The 15,444-nt window shown below is 65.0% G+C and carries 13 protein-coding genes, 1 tRNA gene and 1 pseudogene; 4 read left to right on the top strand and 11 right to left on the bottom strand.

Annotated features, from left to right (window positions below):
* Positions 1-66: 66 nt before the first annotated feature.
* Positions 67-588: pseudogene (hfq, locus tag ATE64_RS16985) on the top strand (RNA chaperone Hfq); the annotation flags it as partial.
* A 10-nt stretch (positions 589-598) separates the two neighbouring features.
* Entirely contained in the window at positions 599-1,930 is a 1,332-nt protein-coding gene (gene hflX, locus ATE64_RS16980) for a GTPase HflX (RefSeq protein WP_058455917.1), read from the top strand.
* A 10-nt stretch (positions 1,931-1,940) separates the two neighbouring features.
* Here hflX and mazG read toward each other — a convergent pair whose 3' ends face one another.
* Genes mazG through ATE64_RS16930 form a run of 10 tightly spaced genes read right to left on the bottom strand, consistent with a single transcriptional unit; the run spans position 1,941 to position 10,898 of the window.
* Positions 1,941-2,723, bottom strand: coding sequence for a nucleoside triphosphate pyrophosphohydrolase (gene mazG / locus ATE64_RS16975; RefSeq protein WP_058455885.1), 783 nt, complete (start codon positions 2,721-2,723; stop codon positions 1,941-1,943).
* A 56-nt stretch (positions 2,724-2,779) separates the two neighbouring features.
* Entirely contained in the window at positions 2,780-2,962 is a 183-nt protein-coding gene (locus ATE64_RS16970) for a hypothetical protein (RefSeq protein WP_058455884.1), read from the bottom strand.
* Positions 2,959-3,723 carry an MBL fold metallo-hydrolase gene (locus tag ATE64_RS16965; RefSeq protein WP_058455883.1) on the bottom strand — a complete coding sequence of 255 codons (765 nt, stop codon included), beginning with the start codon at positions 3,721-3,723 and terminating at the stop codon, positions 2,959-2,961. Before ATE64_RS16965 ends, ATE64_RS16970 begins: the two co-directional genes overlap by 4 nt.
* Positions 3,724-3,736: 13 nt before the next feature.
* Positions 3,737-4,513 carry a TatD family hydrolase gene (locus tag ATE64_RS16960; protein WP_058455882.1) on the bottom strand — a complete coding sequence of 259 codons (777 nt, stop codon included), beginning with the start codon at positions 4,511-4,513 and terminating at the stop codon, positions 3,737-3,739.
* Positions 4,513-6,081, bottom strand: a complete 1,569-nt coding sequence (gene metG, locus ATE64_RS16955; protein ID WP_058455881.1) for a methionine--tRNA ligase — start codon at positions 6,079-6,081, stop codon at positions 4,513-4,515. The genes ATE64_RS16960 and metG overlap by 1 nt, the downstream gene beginning before the upstream one ends.
* A 38-nt stretch (positions 6,082-6,119) precedes the next feature.
* Positions 6,120-7,103 (bottom strand): DNA polymerase III subunit delta', encoded by a 984-nt coding sequence (locus tag ATE64_RS16950; RefSeq protein ID WP_058455880.1) that lies wholly within the window; start codon positions 7,101-7,103, stop codon positions 6,120-6,122.
* Positions 7,091-7,720: a dTMP kinase gene (gene tmk, locus ATE64_RS16945; RefSeq protein WP_156416590.1), complete on the bottom strand. Its 630-nt coding sequence runs from the start codon at positions 7,718-7,720 to the stop codon at positions 7,091-7,093. Before tmk ends, ATE64_RS16950 begins: the two co-directional genes overlap by 13 nt.
* Complete coding sequence (locus tag ATE64_RS16940; protein WP_058455878.1) at positions 7,714-8,937, bottom strand: D-alanyl-D-alanine carboxypeptidase family protein; 1,224 nt, start codon at positions 8,935-8,937, stop codon at positions 7,714-7,716. The genes tmk and ATE64_RS16940 overlap by 7 nt, the downstream gene beginning before the upstream one ends.
* Positions 8,938-8,944: 7 nt before the next feature.
* Positions 8,945-9,922, bottom strand: coding sequence for a septal ring lytic transglycosylase RlpA family protein (locus tag ATE64_RS16935; protein WP_058455877.1), 978 nt, complete (start codon positions 9,920-9,922; stop codon positions 8,945-8,947).
* Positions 9,906-10,898 carry a lytic murein transglycosylase gene (locus ATE64_RS16930; RefSeq protein WP_058455916.1) on the bottom strand — a complete coding sequence of 331 codons (993 nt, stop codon included), beginning with the start codon at positions 10,896-10,898 and terminating at the stop codon, positions 9,906-9,908. The genes ATE64_RS16935 and ATE64_RS16930 overlap by 17 nt, the downstream gene beginning before the upstream one ends.
* Before the next feature lie 226 nt (positions 10,899-11,124).
* Here ATE64_RS16930 and ATE64_RS16925 point away from each other — a divergent pair.
* Positions 11,125-11,214 (top strand) — tRNA-Ser (locus tag ATE64_RS16925).
* A gap of 4 nt (positions 11,215-11,218) precedes the next feature.
* Here ATE64_RS16925 and ATE64_RS16920 read toward each other — a convergent pair.
* On the bottom strand, positions 11,219-11,935 hold the full coding sequence (locus tag ATE64_RS16920) for a 2OG-Fe(II) oxygenase (RefSeq protein ID WP_058455876.1): 717 nt from the start codon (positions 11,933-11,935) through the stop codon (positions 11,219-11,221).
* 174 nt (positions 11,936-12,109) lie between these two features.
* On the opposite strand from ATE64_RS16920, the gene ATE64_RS16915 reads away from it, so the two are divergent.
* Complete coding sequence (locus ATE64_RS16915; RefSeq protein WP_058455875.1) at positions 12,110-15,313, top strand: autotransporter outer membrane beta-barrel domain-containing protein; 3,204 nt, start codon at positions 12,110-12,112, stop codon at positions 15,311-15,313.
* Positions 15,314-15,444 lie beyond the last annotated feature (131 nt).

Below are 15,444 nucleotides of genomic sequence, written 5' to 3'. Positions count from 1 at the left end.
CCGCATATTGCCGCCTGCGATGAAGGCTAGAATGCCGGAGAACCGGCGCCGCACCCGCGGTCCTACCGCCAAGAACAGGAGGCAAATGTGTCCGATAAAAATCAGAATCTCCAAGATCTTTTCCTCAACGCCCTGCGCCGCAGCAAGACGCCCGTCACGATGTTCCTCGTCAAGGGCGTGAAGCTTCAGGGCATCATCACCTGGTTCGACAATTTCTCGCTGTTGCTGCGCCGCGACGGCCAGTCACAGCTCGTTTACAAACATGCGATCTCGACGGTGATGCCGTCGCACGACTTCGACGTCGGCGCGCTCGGCGCCGACCTTCGCGAAGCGCCCGCGAGCAAGGGCAAGGCGTTGCAGGACGTGTTCCTTAACGCGGTGCGCCGCTCGGACGAGTCGGTGACGATGTTCCTCGTCAACGGCGTGATGCTGCAGGGCGATATCGTGGCGTTCGACCTGTTCTGCATGTTGCTCGAGCGCGAGCGGCAGGTGCAGCTTGTTTACAAGCATGCGATCTCGACCGTGCAGCCGAATGGCCCGATCAACCTGACCGACAATGGCGACGAGGACGGCGACGCCGGCGCCTGACCTTGGGACGATGACTGCCAGCGAAGATGAAGTGACGCGCGGCGCCGCCGCGCTGCTCGTCGTGCCCGAATGGCACGCGCAGCGCCTGTCGCGCGACCTCGACGCGCGCGTCGAGGAAGCGAAGGGGCTGGCGGTAGCGATCGGACTCAATGTCGTCGCGGTGCACCCGCTGCGGCTGCGCCAGACCCGCGCGGCAACCCTGCTCGGTGTCGGCCAGATCGAGGCGATCAAGCCCGACATCGCGATGGAGGGCGTGCAGGTCGTCATTGTCGATGCGGCGCTCACCGCGATCCAGCAGCGCAACCTTGAAACCGAGTTCGGGACCAAGGTGATCGATCGTACCGGGCTGATCCTCGAAATCTTCGGCGAGCGTGCCGCGACCGCCGAAGGGCGGTTGCAGGTCGAACTCGCGCATCTCGACTATCAGGCGGGGCGGCTCGTGCGCAGTTGGACCCACCTCGAGCGCCAGCGCGGCGGCTTCGGCTTCCTCGGCGGGCCGGGCGAAACGCAGATCGAGGCTGACCGCCGGATGATCCGCAACCGCATGGCGCGCATCCGCCGAAGCCTGGAGGATGCGCGCCGGACGCGGCAATTGCAGCGCGCCAAGCGGCAACGCGCGCCTTGGCCGGTAATCGCACTGGTCGGCTATACCAATGCCGGAAAATCGACCTTTTTCAATCGCCTGACGGGAAGTGACGTCATGGCGGAAGATATGCTCTTCGCAACGCTCGATCCGACGATGCGCGAGATCCGGCTTCCCGGTATCGACAAGGCGATCCTGTCGGATACCGTGGGCTTCGTGTCCGACCTGCCGACCGAGCTCGTCGCCGCGTTCCGAGCCACGCTGGAGGAGGTCACCACCGCCGACCTGATTATTCATGTCCGCGACATCGTGCATCCCGACAGCGACGCGCAATATGACGATGTGCGGGCGATCCTCGATTCACTCGGCGTCAATGGACCGCGCGACGGCGAGGGGGAGGACGCTCCCGATGCGGTCCCGCAGATCGAAATCTGGAACAAGATCGACACCGCCGACGCCGACCGCCGCGCGCAGATCGAGGAGATGGCGGCGCGGCGTCCCGACGTCGCGATCATCTCGGCTGTGACCGGCGAGGGCGTCGAGGCGGCGCGCGCGCTCATGGCGTCGCAATTGACTGCGCAGCACAAGGTGGAGCGCATCTTCCTCCGTTTCGATCAGGGCGAAGCGATGGCGTGGCTCCACGCGCGCGGAGAAGTCCTGTCCGACCTGCCCGAGGGCGAGGGACATATGCTCACGGTGCGCCTCGACCCGGCCGATCGCGCGCGGTTCGAGCGGCTGTGGCCGCCGGGCGTCGCGTAGGGGCCTGACCCTAGGAGCGCTCCGCCGCCTTGACCGCCTGCCAATGCATTTCGAGCGTATCGAGCGGCAGTTTCGCAATATCGGGTCCGGCACGATCCTCGACAGCCTGGAAGCGGCGTGCAAACTTGTCGTTGGCGGCGCGCAGCGCGCTTTCGGCATCGACACCAAGATGGCGCGCATAGTTTACGACCGCGAACAGCAGGTCGCCGATCTCTTCGGCCCGCGCGCTTTCGTCGGGTGCCGTCACGACTTCAGCGAGCTCTTCGGCGATCTTTTCACGCGGACCTTCGGCATCCGGCCAGTCGAAACCGACCCGCGCGGCGCGCCCCTGCAGCTTTTGCGCGCGGAGCAACGCGGGCAGCGAAAGCGCGACGCCGTCGAGCGCACTCTTGGGGCCGTCCGATGCGCGCTCGGCTGCCTTGATCGTTTCCCATTGGACGCGCACATCTTCCGTCCGCACATCGCCGAAGATATGCGGGTGCCGGCGTTCCATCTTGTCGCTGATCGCGGTTGCGACATCGTCGAAGCCGAACAGACCTTCATCGGTCGCGATCTGGCTGTGGAATACGACCTGGAGCAACAGGTCGCCAAGCTCGTCGCAAATGGCGGCGGGATCGCCGCCGGCGATCGCGTCGGCAACCTCATAGGCTTCCTCGATCGTATAAGGCGCGATCGTCGAGAAGTTCTGCGCGAGATCCCATTCGCATCCGCCGTCGGGGTCGCGCAACTTTGCCATCACGGCAAGGAGGCGATCGATGGGGGACTGGACTGCGGGGGTGGCGGTTTCGCTCATCTGTTTATCCGATAATATATATTATGTTAAATATATCTATAGGGAAGTAGAGGAGCTTAGCCCCCTCGCGCCACTTGAAACGTCCAGATCGCCAGAAACACCAGCCCGAAGATCGCCGCCCACGCGAGCGCCATCTTTAGGCCATCGGCCAGCTTGATCCGGCGCGCGACGAGCGCGCTGATCACAAGCGTCAGCGCGCCGGCGAACCAGATCAGCTCGACCGTCGTGTCGCCGCTCATAATTGGACCTCCAACCCATCATAGCCGGGTTCGACACCCGACGGCAGTTCGGCCGCAAGGTCGTCATAATCCATCGTGTTGTCCATATGCGTGATGATCGCACGCGGATTGCCGACCTTGGCAAGTCCTTCGAGGCTCATCGCCAGATGCGGATGCGTCGGATGCGGATAGCGACGGAGCGCGTCGATGACGAACAGGTCGACCCCTTGAAAGAAATCAACCATCTCGTCCGTAAATTTAGAGAAATCAGTGGCATAGCCGATCCTGTGCGCACCATCGCTGAAGATAAGCCCGGTCGCCTTGATCGGGCCGTGCGGCATTTCGAGCGCCGAGACTTCGATCGGGCCGATCGATTGATGGTCGTGAAGGTCGATCGGATCGACCGACGCCGGATAGCCGGCATTTCCCGCGAACGCATAAGTGAATCGCCACTTCAGAATGTCGAGTACATGGTCGCGGGCATAGACCGGCACCGCGGAGCGCCGCAGATGCATCACCTGACGCAGATCGTCGAGCCCGTGCGTGTGGTCGGCATGCTCGTGCGTCCAGATTACCGCGTCGATTTCGCCGACGCCTGCGTCGAGCAGCTGCAGGCGCATGTCGGGGCTGGTGTCGACAAGGATACGAAAGCCGCCCAGCGACACCATGATCGATGCGCGACTGCGCAGGTTGCGCGGATTGTCGGGGTCGCACGCGCCCCAGTCGTTGCCGATCCGCGGAACCCCTGAAGACGTGCCGGAGCCAAGAATTCTCAGCTTCATGGGCGCTGCGACGTCATGATGCGGCCTTGTTGAAAAGCGCATAGAAATTGGCGCTGGTCGCCGCCGCCAGCGCCTCGCGATCCTCGTCGCGCAGCTCGGCCAGGAAAGCCAGCGTATCGGCGACGAACGCGGGTTCTCCTGTCTTGCCGCGATGCGGGACGGGGGCGAGGAAGGGGGAGTCGGTCTCGATCAGCAGCCGGTCCTGCGGCAGCCATTTCGCGGTCGCTTGCAGGTCGGCGGCGTTCTTGAACGTCACGATGCCCGAAATCGAGATGAAGAGCCCGAGGTCCAACGCTTGCCGCGCGAAATCGTCGCTCGCGGTGAAGCAATGGATCACGCCGGGGAAGGTCGCCCTGCCCATCTCCTCGCCGAGCAAAGCGAGCGTGTCGGCCTCGGCATCGCGCGTGTGGACGATCACCGGCAGGCCGGTTTCCTGCGATGCGTGGATATGGCGGCGGAAGCTGTCCTGCTGCCGGACGCGGTCGCTCTTGTCGTAATAATAGTCGAGCCCGGTCTCGCCGATCCCGATCACGCGCGGATGCGCCGCGCGAGCGACGAGCTTCGCGGTATCAACGTCGGGATGATGATCGGCGTCGTGCGGATGGATGCCGACACTCGCCCAGACGTCGTCGTTGGCCTCGGCGGCGGCAAGCACCTCATCCCACTCGCTTTCGCGCGTGGCGATGTTGAGCATCGCAGTGACGCCGCGCGCGCGAGCGCGATCGAGCACCTCGCCCTGCTGCTCGGCGAGCCCCTTGTAGTTAAGGTGGCAGTGCGAATCGACGAGCATCAGCCCTCCCCCTCTCCTTCCGGCAGTTCGAGGCGCGGGAAGATGGGGACAGGCTGGCCAACGGTGAAACCGCCAGCGGCGAGTTTGGCGAACCAGTCCTTGTCGGCGAGCGATGTGAAATCGCGCGCATCGGCGGCGATGCCCATCTGGTCGAGCAACTTGTCGGCGGCGTCGGGGACAACCGGACGGATTGCGATCGCGAGGGTACGAACGGCCTGGAACAGCGTCATCAGCACCGCGCGCATCCGCTCGGGGTCGGTTTTGCGGAGCGCCCAGGGCGCCTGCGTGTCTACATATTGATTGCAGGCGAAAACGGCGCGGATCCACTCTTCTATGCCGACGGAGAAAGCGAGCTGTTCGAATTCGCGGGGTAGGAGGTCTTTTGCGGTTCGATTGACCAAGTGGAACAGGTCGATATCATCTTGCGCGGGCGTATAGTCCGAAGAAAGCTTACCATCCAAATTCTTGAAAATCATCGATAAGCTGCGCTGTGCAAGATTGCCGAAGCTGTTCGCCAAATCGGCATTCGCGGTGCGGACGATCGCCTCGGCTGAATAGCTGCCGTCCTGACCGAAGCTGACTTCGCGAAGCAGATAATAGCGAAGCGCGTCGACCCCGAACCGTTCGGCAAGCTCCATCGGATCGACGACATTGCCGAGCGACTTCGACATCTTTTCGCCGCGGTTGAGCAGGAAGCCGTGACCGAAGACCTGCTTGGGCAAGGGCAGATTGGCGCTCATCAGGAAGGCCGGCCAGTAAACAGTATGAAAACGCACGATATCCTTGCCGATCATATGGATATTCGCGGGCCAGAATTTGCCCCACTCGCCGTCGAGGTCGGGATAGCCGAGCGCCGACATATAAGTGGTGAGAGCATCGACCCAGACATACATGACATGCCCCGGCGAGTCCGGCACTGGCACGCCCCAGTCGAAGCTGGTCCGCGAGACGCTAAGATCCTTGAGCCCGCCCTCCACGAAGCGCAGCACTTCGTTGCGCCGGCTTTCGGGGCGGATGAAGTCGGGGTTTTCATTATAGAGCGCGAGCAATTTATCCTGATAGGCGGACAGTCGGAAGAACCAGCTTTCCTCCACGGTCCATTCTACCGGTGTGCCCTGCGGCGAGAGCTTGCTCTCCCCTTCCCCCTGCACGAGCTCGCTTTCGTCGTAGAAGGCCTCGTCGCGGACCGAATACCAACCCTCGTAGCGGTCGAGATAAAGGTCGCCATTCGCTTCCATCGCGCGCCATAGCGCCTGCGATGCCGCATGGTGCGCGGGGTCCGATGTGCGCATGAAATGATCGAAGCTGATATTCAGTTTTCTGTACATCTCACGGAAATATCCCGACATTTCATCGGCGAGTTCGATCGTGGAGCGCCCTTGGTCGCGCGCCGTCTGGTACATTTTCAGGCCATGTTCGTCGGTCCCCGTCGTCAGCCGCACGTCGCGCCCGCGCATCCGCTGAAAGCGCGCCATCACGTCGGTCGCAATGGCCTCATAGGCATGGCCGATATGGGGGCGGCCGTTGGGGTAGCTGATGGCGGTGGTGATGTAGAAAGGCTCAGACATGCGCGCGCCTTAGCGGGTGCCGCGCGCGAGGGGAAGCGTCAGCGCGCGGCCTGCGTTTCGCGGGGCGCGAGTTCGGCGAGGCAGTTGCCGATTTCGAAGCCGACCATCGATCCGTCATAGGAGCCGCGGATCGCATCGCGCACCGTGCGCTGTACCCTGTCCCACTGCGCGAGGACCGGTGCGATGTCGGCAATCGGACGCTCGCGGGCGATCCGCGAAAGCAGGCCGGGAACGATGTCGATCACCAGTTCGAGCCGTTCGCGGTTGCTCGATCCACCGACTTCCCGCGCGAGCGCGTCGCGGAGGCGGTTGCCGGGGTCGCCGGTGGTCGCGATCGCGAGCAATTTCTTCTCCATCGCTGCGACATCGCTGTCGATCAGCACCAGCGCCTTGCCGGGAACACCGCCCGACGCTGTGACGATCGCGCGCACCTCGGGCATGTCCAGCATCGGGCGCAGGTCGTGCAGCCACGATGTCATGACGTCACGATCAACGGGTTGAAAACGCAGGATTCTGCACCGCGATCGGATCGTGGGCAGCAAGCGCCCGGGCGAATGGCTGACGAGCATGAACAAGGTTCGCGCGGGCGGCTCCTCAAGCGTCTTGAGCAACGCATTGGCGCCGTCGGTTTCGAGATCGTCGACCGCGTCGATGATGACCACACGCCATTCGCCGAGCGAGAGCGAGAGGTGCAGGCGCCGGATCATCCCGCGCACCTGGTCGATCGTGATGTTCCGCGCGAGTTCCTTGCCCTTGTCCTTGGGCTGGCGCGTCAGATGGATGATCTCGGGATGGTTGCCCGCATCGACCAACCGGCTCGCTGCGCCGTCGCCGGGATCGTCGAGCGTCGCGGCATCGCCGCTGCGTCCATGAGTGACGAGGAACCGCGCGACACGCGTGGCGAAACTGCCCTTCCCCATGCCCTGCGGCCCTGCGAGCAGCCAGGCGTGGTGCAGCCGATCGGCCTGCCATGCCTCCAGAAAGGCGGCTTCCGCATCCGCATGGCCGATCATGGCAGCCATTCGGTGAGTTCGGCGAGGATCGCGGCAGTCACCGCGTCGGCGGGCGCGTCGGCGCCGACCACCCGCCAGCGCGCGGGTTCGGCCGCCGCCATTTCGAGGAAGCGCGCGTTAAGGCGCATCTGATAGTCGGCGGGTTTGCTGCCCATGCGATCGGCACTGCCGGCGTCGCGGACCGCAAGCCGCCGTGCCGCTTCGTCGGCGCCGACCGTGAGGAGAAAAGTGCGGTCGGGCATCAGCCCGAGCGAGCCAAAAGCATGGAGCGCCAATATGTCGGCGTCGGTGATGCCGCCGCCGCCGCCCTGATAGGCGCGCGACGAATCGATGAAGCGATCGCACAAGACCCACGCGCCGCGGTCGAGCGCGGGGCGGATGGCGCGGGCGACATGGTCGGCGCGCGCGGCGGCAAAGAGCAAGGCCTCGCTCCGCGCATCCCAACGGTCGTCATTCCCTTCCATCAGCAGCGTCCGGACCGCCTCGGCGCCCGCGCTACCGCCCGGTTCGCGTGTCGCGACGACCTCGATCCCGCGCTCCGCAAGCGCGGCAGCGAGAGCACGAATCTGGGTAGACTTGCCGACCCCTTCCCCGCCCTCGAGCGTGATGAACCGCCCGCTCACCAGCCGGTCAACCGGTAGAAACCTGTCCGCAACCGGGCGAGCCAGCCGCCACGCCCGACGTCGGCTGCTGCAATCAGCGGCGTGGTTTGAGGCGGCAAGCCGTCGGGTGTCACGATCAGGTCGGCGACGGGCATCCCGCGAGCGACGGGCGCGGGCAGCGGGGCACGGCTGCGCATGACGGCGCGGTAGCCGCCGGAATAGCCCTTGGGAACCGTTATCTGGACTGCCGCGCCAGGTTCCGCCTCGACCATCGGAGCCCTCCCCTTGCCGACCTCGACATCGCCCACCTTGGCCCCGGCAGAGACGATCTTGCGCCCCTCCCACTGTTCGAACCCCCAGGTCATCAGCCGCTCGGCCTCGTCGCGTCGTGCCTTTTCGCTTTCCATACCCGCAACGACCATGATCAAGCGGCGCCCACCGCGCTTTGCCGAGCCCAGGAAGCAATAGCCCGCCTCTGCCGTGTGACCCGTCTTCAATCCATCGGCGCCCGCGAAACGGCCGAGAATCGGGTTGCGGTTCGGCTGGACGATCGGCTTGCCGGCGGGCGACTTGCCGTGCTGCAGCCTGGGAATCGAAAAATAGCGGGCGTATCCGTCGGGATGCTCGCGGATCAGGCGATCGGCCAGGGTGACGAGATCGTCGGCGCTGACTTGGGTCACGCCGCCATCGGGCCAGCCATTTGGCGTACCGAATCGACTCGATTTCATCCCAATTTTGCTCGCCATATCATTCATTCTTTTGACGAAAGCTTCTTCACTACCGTCAATTCCGACTGCCAGCACGGCGGCGGCGTCATTGCCCGAAACAGTAATCAATCCCTTCAGCAAGTCGTCGACCGACACTTTTTCACCCGATCGCAGGAACATCGTCGACCCGCCCGTGCTGCCGTTCCATTTCTTCCATGTCGCTTCGCTGACGGTGAACAGCTTTTCGCGCGATAATTCGCCCTTCTTGATCAGGTCCAGCACGACATAGGCGGTCATCACCTTCGCCATCGAAGCAGGGGCGAAACGCTTGTCGGCGCCGCGCGAAAAGAGGATCGCGCCCGAATGCATGTCCTTCAGCAATACGATCGGCGCTTGGGTGACATAGATCGGGCGGGTGACCGGGTCCTTCGTGCCCGGCGCCGCGTCCGCGGCGGCGATCGGCAGAGATGCCGAAAGCACGAGCATCACAAGCGTTACCGTGCCAGCTTTCAGGATCGACGACGCTCTTTCCATGGCGGTGTCAGCGGTCGCGAACCACGACAGCGTCGCGGAATCCCTTCCCCTTCACCCTTCCGAGCGCCGCGCGCGCCTCGGCGTCGCTGGCGAAGGGGCCGGCGCGGACGCGCCAGAGATTGCCCGCCTTCACGACCGAGCCGCCGACGGACTTCGCCGCCGCACTGGCGCGTTCCTCACTGCTGAACGCGCCTACCTGCACAAAATAGCTTCCAATTGCGGGTGCGGGCTTCGCTGGCGACGCGGGTTTCATGGGTGCCGGCTTGGCGACCGGCGCGGGCTTTGAGGGCGCGGCGGGCGTCTTCACTTCGAGCCTGTCATCGCCGGGCTTTTGCGTTCCCGATGCGACCGGCGCCGCTGGCTGCCCACCCGGAACAGGAAGCGTTTTCAATTTGTTGCGAAGGATTTCGAGCAATGAGTCGGGGGTTGCGATGCGTTCGGGAACCGCGCGTCCGGCGCGCAGTTGCGCGCGTTCGGCCTGCGGCGGGTTCGTGCGGCGGACGCGCACTGCGGCGACCCCTTCGCTGATGCCAAGCTGCGCCGCGGCACCGCGCGACAGGTCGATCAGCCTGTCGTTCGCCATCGGCCCACGGTCGTTGACCCGGACCAGGATCGTGCGTCCGGTATCAAGCGCGGTCACCTCGACATAGCTTGGCAGCGGCAACGTCTTGTGCGCGGCGCTGATTGCGTCGGGGTTGAAGGTCTCGCCGTTCGCCGTCGGCCGGCCGCCAAGTTCTTCGCCGTACCAGCTCGCATAGCCCACGTCGTCATAGTCGGGGATATCAGCGGGCGTGTAAGTCGTGCCACCGATCGTATAGGGATCGCCGATCTTGACCGGCGTATCGGCGACAAGCTCGGCCGCAGGGGCCGGCGTCGGTCGTGCTGCGACGGGCTCGCCGTCGCGCGTGCCATCGAAACTACCGCAACCACCAAGCAGCAACGCCGCCCCGGCCATCAGCACCCCGCCCCTACCGATCGATTTCATCTGCCAGCAACCCCACCGAAAGCGCGTAAAAGTTGGAACAATTATAGTCCAATATCGCACGATAGTTGCCAGTCAGCAAATAGGCGGTTTTTCCTGGACCATCGGGTTCCAGCAGGGTCGCCTGCACCTGCCCGTCGGGCCAGCGCCCATCGAGCGTCTGGAAACCGTCGGCGCGCCATTCGGCCATCGAACGCCAGCGGCTGTAGCGCGCGAACACGCGCGAACAGCGCGTCGGCTGGAGCCGGCTGGCCATCGCCGCGCGATTATAGCCGTCGGGCACGCGAACCGCGACGCCCCACGGCTGGCCGGCGCGCCAGCCGGCGCGGCGCAGATAGGCGCCGATCGATTCGATCGCATCGGCTTCGCTCGACCAGATGCGCGCGACGCCGTCTCCGTCGCCGTCTTCGGCGACCTGGAGATAGACCGAGGGCAGAAATTGCGGATAGCCGAAGGCTCCGGCCCAACTTCCCTTGAGCACATCGCGCGGTACACCCTTCTGGACCATCTCCAGCGTCGCGAGGAATTCGGGCTCGAACAGGCTGCGGCGGCGCCCCTCGTAGGCCAGCGTCGCCAGCGCTTCGGGAAGGTCGAAATTGCCCGTGACCGCGCCATAAGCGGTTTCGTGGCCGTAGATGGCGATCATGATGCTCGTCGGCACCCCTGTGCGCTGCTCGATCCGCGACAGCAGCGGCAGCAGCCGGTCGTGGACGCGGCGCCCGCCATTGATCCGCGAGGCATCGACGTGCTTCGCCTTGTAGGGCGCGAAATTGGGGATCGGTGTGTCGGGGCTCGGCGGCGCCCCGAGATTGTCACGGTCGAGCGCGACGACACGTGCGTTATAGCGCAGCCCCGCCGTTACGCGGTCGAAGGTCGCCCGCGAGACGCCGCGCGCCTGCGCTTTCGGCCAAAGCGACTGGACATAGGCGTCGAAGCCGGCGTCGGCGCTCTGGGCGTACACGGGCGCCGAGGCCGCCATCGCCCACGCCGAGGCGATCACGCCCGAAAGTCGGAAAATCTGCTTGATTCTGAAACGTCCAGCGTCGGTCATGTCCCACCCCATAGGGTGCCTCTGTCACAGATGCACGCGGCTTGGCCACCCCATCCTCCCCTGGTAGAGCGACAGACCGAGTCATATGCGCGGCGGGCCGTGCCGCCATGTTTTGCTTGCCGCAAAGCTTGCGGACGCTATGGCGGCGCCGTGCGGACAGGTGGCCGAGTGGTTTAAGGCAGCGGTCTTGAAAACCGCCGTAGCGGCAACGTTACCGTGGGTTCGAATCCCACCCTGTCCGCCATTTACTACATCGCATCGTGAAAGATGACGCCCAGGGTGAAGCGTTCGCCGCTGCGGATTTCGCTGACGCCATGGCGCAGCTTGACGCGGTAGGTGCCACGCGTGCCCTGCCGCAGCGCTTCGTCGACCGCGAAGATGACGGCATCACCCTGCCGCAGCGGCACGACGTGCGGACGCGACTGCATCCGCGGGCGCTGTTCGGTCATCACGAACTCGCCGCCGCTGAAATCCTCGCCCGGCCGCGAGAGGAGGATCGCGACCTGGAAGGGGAAGTGCAGCGCGCCGTACAGATCCTGATGCAGGCAATTATGGTCGCCGGCGCCATAGCGCAGGATCAGCGGGGTCGGCCGCGATTGGCCCCCGAGCGCGCATTGCGCGAGAAAGCTGTCGTGATCGGCGGGAAAGAGCGTTGTCCGGCCCATCGCCTCCCACCAGTCGTTGGCGATCCCGGCAAGGAGCGGATAGAAGGCGCTGCGCAGCGTCGCTACCGGAGCGGGGAGCGGGTAGCGGAAGTAGCGATATTCGCCGCGGCCGAAACCATGACGCTGCATATGGACGGTGCTGCGGTACAGGCCGTCGCTGCCATAGTCCGCTTTCAAGGCCTCGCACTGCGCGTCGTCCAGCAGGCGCGGAACGACGGCCCAGCCCTTGTCGCCCAGATTGCGCGCGATGTTTGCGGTGTCGAGGTCGGCAATGCGGGTTTTAAGGTCCGGCAAGATCATTTGGTCGTCCTTCGATCGGAGAGCGGACCCCGCTTAGCTTCCGTCCGCCTCCCCGGCGTTCCATTTCTTGCGGTCAAAAGGGCGGCCTGACTTTTTTCCAAGGCTGTCGAACGGGGGTTCCGTCTTGTGGACAGTTCCGGGCGTCCGTCCGGCTCAGACCACAAGAGGACATTCATGCGCAACACCTTGCTGGCCACCACCTGTCTGGCCGCGATCGTTTCGGTTCCCGCCTTTGCCGAAACCAGCATCACCACCGCCACCACCGCCCCGGTGCGCACCTCGACGATCAAGTCGGGCGCACCGGACGATATCAAGATCAGCTCGACCGGCTCGATCAAGCCCACGAGCGGCACTGCGGTAACGGTCGACAGCAACCACAAGGTCGTCAACGACGGCACGATCGAGATCGGCAACGCCAATGGCGCGACCGGCATCTTCGCCAATGCCGGCACGACGGGCGGGATCACCAACAGCTCCACCGGCAAGATCATCATCGACGAACCCTATGCGCCGACCGACATCGACAATGACGGCGACCTCGACGGTCCCTTCGCAATCGGCAGCGGCCGCACCGGTATCGCGACCGGCGGCGCCTTTGCCGGTAACATCCTCAATTCGGGTACGATCACGATCGAAGGTAATAACTCGGCGGGCGTTCGCCTCGGCGGTCCGCTGACGGGCAATTTCACCAATGACGGCGCGATCTCGGTGCTCGGCGACAATGCGCTTGGCGTCGGCCTGCAAGATGTCACCGGCAACGTTCGCCTCGCCGGTACGATCACCGCGACTGGGCAGAATGCCACGGCCGCGCGGCTGGCGGGCAATGTTACCGGCTCGCTGGTCGTTCAGGGCACGCTGACCGCGACCGGCTATCGCCTCACCACCCCGCCCGCCGATCCGTCGAAGCTCGACGCCGACGATCTGCTGATCGGCGGCCCGGCGCTATCGATCGAGGGCAATGTCACGGGTGGCATCGTCGTCGCCGTTCCCCCGAAGGACACCAAGCCCGAGGACAAGGATGAGGACAAGGACGGCATCGAAGACGACAAGGAAGGGTCGGGTTCGATCCGTTCCTTCGGTTCGGCGCCCGCCCTGCGCATCGGCTCCGCCACACAGGATATCGCGATCGGTGCGGTTCCCGGAACGGGCACCGGGCTCGGCCTGATCATCGACGGCGGCGTCGTCGGCAACGGGCTCTATGCAGGCAAGGATGCGACCGCGATCCAGCTCGGCGGCATGGGCCGCAACGTCACGATCGCAGGCGGCATCGGCATCGGCGGCACGGTCGGCGCACAGTCGAACGGCGCATCGGCGACCGCGATCCGCGTTGGAGCCGGCACCTCGACCCCCGAAATCCGCAACGCGGGCAAGATCGAGGCGGCGGGCGGCAACGCTGCGACCGCGATCACGACGGCAATCGTCGTCGAGGCGGGCGGCAACGTCCCGCTCATCCGCAACAGCGGCTCGATCACCGCAAAGGCAGGCGGCGACAACGGCACCGCGCGCGGCATCGTCGACCTGTCGGGCACGGTGACGACGATCGAAAACAGCGGCACGATCAGCGCCACCGGCGCTCTTGCCACCTCTGACCGCAATATCGCGATCGACTTGTCGGCGAACAATGCCGGAACCACCGTCAAGCAGACCGCCGTGGCGGCGGGCATCGCGGCGCCTTCGATCGTCGGCGACGTACGGTTCGGGAGCGGCAACGATGTTTTCGACATCGCCGACGGCTCGGTGAAGGGGAACAGCCATTTCGGCGCGGGCAACAATCGCCTCGCGCTGTCGGGTGACGCGACCTATGCCGGCACCGCCCGCTTCGGCGGCGGGAATGATACGCTGGCCTTGTCGGGCGGCTCGGCCTTTGTCGGCACCGCCGACTTTGGCGGCGGCATCGATGCGCTGACGATCGCTGGCACGTCGGTCTTCTCGGGCAAGCTGCTGAACGCCCAGGGGCTCTCGGTGTCGGTCGACGGCGGGATGTTCGACGTCTCGGGTGCGACGAGCATTGCGTCGCTTGCGGTGGCCAACAAGGGCACGGTCGCGGTGCTGCTCGACAATGGCGCGACGGGCACGGCGCTTAACGTGTCGGGGACCGCGAGCTTCGGCGCGGAGTCGAAACTGGCGCTCAAGCTGACGAGCATCGAAAATGCCGAGGGCAATCACGTCGTCCTGACCGCGGGTACGCTGACCGGCGCGAGCAACCTGACCGCGACGTCGACGTTGCTTCCCTATCTCTACAAGGGCGTGCTGAGCTCGAATGCCAACCAGCTGATCGTCAACGTCTCGCGCAAGAGTGTCACCGAACTCGGTCTCAACCGGTCGGAAGCGAGCGCGTTCGATGCCGTGATCGATGCGGTAACGGCAGACCAAAAGATCGAGGATGTGTTCCTCGGCATCACCGATGGCGCGCAATTCCGCAACCAGCTCGGTCAGATGCTGCCCGAGCACGAAGGTGGCGTGTTCGAAACCGTCACCTCGGGATCGCGCGCCCTCGCCCGCTATCTCCAGGATCCCAACGCGCCGTTCCAGGACGAGGGCAAATGGCGCTACTGGGTCAACCAGGCGGTGTGGGGCACGTCGAAGGGCGTCGGCCAGACCGCAGGCTATGACGTCAGCGGATGGGGCATCTCGCTCGGCGCCGAGATCAAGAGCGACATCGGCAACTTCGGCGGCTCGATTGCCTTCCTGAACGGCAAGGACGGCAACAGCAGCAACGACAGCGAAGTGCAGTCGAGCCAGTTCGAGGGTGCGCTGCACTGGCGGCTCCAGTCGAACGGCTGGCTCGCGCACGCCCGCGTGTCGGGTGCGCCGATCAGCATGAAGGGCACGCGCTCCTTCCGCGCCGAAGCCGGTGCGGAGGACATCGACAAGACGATGCGTGGCAAGTGGGATGCGACGCTCTATTCGGCGTCGGGCTCGATCGCCAAGGACGCGCGTGTCGGCGGTCTGACGCTGCGCCCGACCGTTGCGGTCGATTATTACAAGCTGAAGGAAGACGGCTACACCGAAACCGGCGGCGGCGACGCGCTCGACCTGACGGTCGAGAGCCGCGACAGCGATGAACTGGCGGTCACGGGCAGCGTCGCGGTGGGCCTCGAGTTCGGTGGGACCGACCAATATGACGGCTGGACGCGCTTCGAACTCGAAGGCGGCCGCCGCCAGATCGTCAGCGGCAATCTGGGCGCGACGACAGCGTCGTTCAAGGACGGCACGCCCTTCACCCTGGTTCCTGAGGATCGCACGAGCGGCTGGGTCGGCCGCTTCCGCGGGATCGCCGGCAACTCGGCCTTCCAGGTCGCCGGCGAGGTATCCGCGGAAGAACAGCAGAGCCATATCGGCTGGGCGTTCCGTGCGAGCCTGCGGATCGGCCTCTAGCCCCCTCGGCTGGTCCGCAGCAAGGGGGAAGCACCTCCCTACCCCGCTTCCCCCTTGCCAAGGCTCGAAAGAAATGAAGGAGCAGATGCAGTTAGCAGCAACCGCCCGTCCTGATGCCGGTATCGCCATGC

Source organism: Sphingopyxis sp. H073, assembly GCF_001468395.1.
Classification (GTDB): Bacteria; Pseudomonadota; Alphaproteobacteria; order Sphingomonadales; family Sphingomonadaceae; genus Sphingopyxis.
This window is presented reverse-complemented; position numbering and strand designations above follow the sequence as displayed.

Coding starts and splice junctions, on each gene's coding strand:
- ATE64_RS16930 (WP_058455916.1), bottom strand. CDS start 10,898: ATGGCGGCCTCGGCGCCCGTGTACGCCCAGAGCGCCGACGCCGGCTTC.
- hflX (WP_058455917.1), top strand. CDS start 599: ATGACTGCCAGCGAAGATGAAGTGACGCGCGGCGCCGCCGCGCTGCTC.
- ATE64_RS16950 (WP_058455880.1), bottom strand. CDS start 7,103: ATGGCTGCCATGATCGGCCATGCGGATGCGGAAGCCGCCTTTCTGGAG.
- metG (WP_058455881.1), bottom strand. CDS start 6,081: ATGTCTGAGCCTTTCTACATCACCACCGCCATCAGCTACCCCAACGGC.
- ATE64_RS16920 (WP_058455876.1), bottom strand. CDS start 11,935: ATGATCTTGCCGGACCTTAAAACCCGCATTGCCGACCTCGACACCGCA.
- mazG (WP_058455885.1), bottom strand. CDS start 2,723: ATGAGCGAAACCGCCACCCCCGCAGTCCAGTCCCCCATCGATCGCCTC.
- ATE64_RS16960 (WP_058455882.1), bottom strand. CDS start 4,513: ATGCTCGTCGATTCGCACTGCCACCTTAACTACAAGGGGCTCGCCGAG.
- ATE64_RS16940 (WP_058455878.1), bottom strand. CDS start 8,937: ATGGAAAGAGCGTCGTCGATCCTGAAAGCTGGCACGGTAACGCTTGTG.
- ATE64_RS16915 (WP_058455875.1), top strand. CDS start 12,110: ATGCGCAACACCTTGCTGGCCACCACCTGTCTGGCCGCGATCGTTTCG.
- ATE64_RS16935 (WP_058455877.1), bottom strand. CDS start 9,922: ATGAAATCGATCGGTAGGGGCGGGGTGCTGATGGCCGGGGCGGCGTTG.
- ATE64_RS16970 (WP_058455884.1), bottom strand. CDS start 2,962: ATGAGCGGCGACACGACGGTCGAGCTGATCTGGTTCGCCGGCGCGCTG.
- ATE64_RS16965 (WP_058455883.1), bottom strand. CDS start 3,723: ATGAAGCTGAGAATTCTTGGCTCCGGCACGTCTTCAGGGGTTCCGCGG.